Origin of the sequence: Bradyrhizobium sp. (assembly GCF_049798375.1) — a bacterium.
Taxonomy (GTDB): domain Bacteria; phylum Pseudomonadota; class Alphaproteobacteria; order Rhizobiales; family Xanthobacteraceae; genus Bradyrhizobium.
Map to the genome: position 1 here is coordinate 1 of NZ_JBARGP010000490.1, position 2,355 is coordinate 2,355.

The following is a 2,355-nucleotide window of genomic DNA, read 5'->3' on the forward strand; positions in this document are numbered from 1 at the left end:
TCAGGTCGGCATAGCAATCGTCCTCGACGATCGGCACACCATAGGCGTCCGCAAGCCGCAGCAGTTCGGCACGGTGCGCCTCCGGCATGATGCTGCCGGTCGGGTTCTGCACGGTCGGGATGGTATAGATGTATTTGGGCCTGATCCCACGCGCCTCGAGGTCGCTGAGTGCGGCAGCTAACGCGTCCATCCGCATGCCGTCCTTATCGAGCGGAATACCGACCACGTTGACGCCGAGCCGGGAGAGGCGGGTGAGTGCGCCCTGATAGCTGTCCTGCTCGACGATTACGGTGTCGCCGCGCGCGAGCAGCGCCTGGTTGACGAGGTCGAGCGCCTGCAGGGAGCCGGACACGATCATGATGTCGTCGGGACCAGCTGACATGCCGCCATCGCGTGCGAGCTTTTCGCTCAGGAAGTCGCGCAGGGGACGATAGCCCTGGGGCCCGTGGGCGAGGCCATAGGTCGCGAGCGACCTGCCTTCGCGTTTGAGCACGGCATTCATTGCGGCGGTCAGTCCCTCCACCGGCACTGCATCGGCATCGTTGTTGCCGCCGACGAAGCTGAACTTCGCAAGGCCGGTCCAGCGGGCCGCAGGCGCGGGCGATCCGGCGGGCAGGAGCGGTGCGAAATCGAATGCGGCCATGACGGGCGCCTCCCTTGTTCTTGTTTGCCGGCGATCATAGACAAAAACCCATCTTTTGTCAGATCGGACGATCTGGGCCGTTCCGCCCTGTGGAAGGGCGCTCCGACGGGCACTGGCATCCGCCCCGGAACAAGGCTAAAGCACCCGGCAAAACCAGCGAGACGTATCAATGGCCGATTCAATCCAGGAAGTATTGCAGGCTTTTGCCAAGGGCGAGCTCGTCGTTGTCACCGACGACGATGATCGTGAAGGCGAGGGCGATCTCATCGTTGCCGCGTCGCTCTGCACCGCGGAGCAGATGGCGTTCATCATCCGCCATACCTCCGGCATCGTCTGCGCACCGGTCACCACGGAAGATGCGCGCCGGCTGCGGCTCGATCCGATGGTCGCGCACAATGATTCCGCCCACACCACGGCCTTCACCGTCTCGATCGACTACAAGCCGGACGGCGGTACCGGCATCTCCGCCGATGAGCGCGCGTCCTGCTGCCGCGCGCTGGCCAACCCGAACGCCGGCGCCAGCGATTTTGCGCGACCCGGCCATGTGTTCCCGCTGATCGCCCGCGACGGCGGCGTGCTCATGCGGTCCGGCCACACCGAGGCCGGCATCGATCTTTGCAGGCTCGCGGGGCTGCCTTTGGTCGGCGTGCTTTCCGAGTTGATGAACGACGACGGCACGGTGATGAAGGGCCAGCAGGTGGCGCAATTCGCCGCCACGCACAAGCTCAAGCACGTGACGATCGCCGATCTCATCTCCTATCGGCAGGCGCGCGAGAAGCTGATCGAGCGCGTCTCCACCTTCACGACCGACAGCCCGATCGGACCGCTGCAGGGCTATGCCTACCGCTCGCCCTTCGATTCCATCACCCACGCGGCCTTCGTCTACAACGGCGTCGGCGACGGCAAGAATGTGCTGACACGCCTGCACAAGCCCAACATCGTCAAGGATCTGATGAGCGGGCCGCAGCGGGTGCAGGAGGTACTGCAGCGATTCAAGAAGGCGGGCCGTGGCGTGCTGATCTAGTTGCGCGACGGTGCGGCCGGCGTTCCGGTCGAGCCGGTCGGGGATGCGAAGTCGGCCGAGGCCGATCGCAACAGGCAGTGGCGTGAGGTCGGTGTCGGCGCGCAGATCCTGCGCGATCTCGGCATCACCTCGATCCGGAACCTGACCTCGTCTGTGCACGACTACAAGGGTCTGTCCGGTTTCGGCATCGAGATCGTCGGCAACGAACGCCTTGAAGGCTGATCTTCAAAGTTTTAATTTGCCGCGTAACTGCGGGGACAGGATGCGAAAGGATTTCTCATGAGCGTGCGCCCTCAGGCCAAGGACAAGCCGTCCCAGTCGAGCTTCCAGTGGGACGATCCCTTCATGCTCGACGAGCAGCTCACTGAAGACGAGCGGATGGTGCGCGATACGGCGCGCGCCTACGCGCAGGACAAGCTGCTGCCGCGCGTGACCAAGGCCTATCTCGAAGAGAAGACCGATCGCGAGATATTCAACGAGATGGGCGAGCTTGGGCTGATCGGCATCACGCTGCCCGAGGAATATGGCTGTGCCAACGCGAGCTATGTGGCCTATGGCCTCGTCGCGCGCGAGATCGAGCGGGTCGATTCCGGCTACCGCTCGATGAATTCGGTGCAGTCCTCGCTGGTGATGTATCCGATCTATGCCTATGGCGACGAGAACCAGCGCAAGAAATACCTGCCGAAGC

At 63.7% G+C, this 2,355-nt stretch carries 2 protein-coding genes and 1 pseudogene; 2 read left to right on the forward strand and 1 reads right to left on the reverse strand.

Annotated elements, in window-relative coordinates:
- Positions 1–643: aminotransferase class I/II-fold pyridoxal phosphate-dependent enzyme (locus WA702_RS20055; RefSeq protein ID WP_425112288.1), on the reverse strand; the 643-nt coding region annotated here is incomplete at its 3' end.
- Positions 644–812: 169 nt separating this feature from the next.
- On the opposite strand from WA702_RS20055, the pseudogene ribB reads away from it, so the two are divergent.
- Positions 813–1,889 (forward strand): annotated as a pseudogene (gene ribB, locus WA702_RS20060) (3,4-dihydroxy-2-butanone-4-phosphate synthase).
- 57 nt (positions 1,890–1,946) lie between these two features.
- Positions 1,947–2,355: acyl-CoA dehydrogenase family protein (locus tag WA702_RS20065; protein WP_425112289.1), on the forward strand; the 409-nt coding region annotated here is incomplete at its 3' end.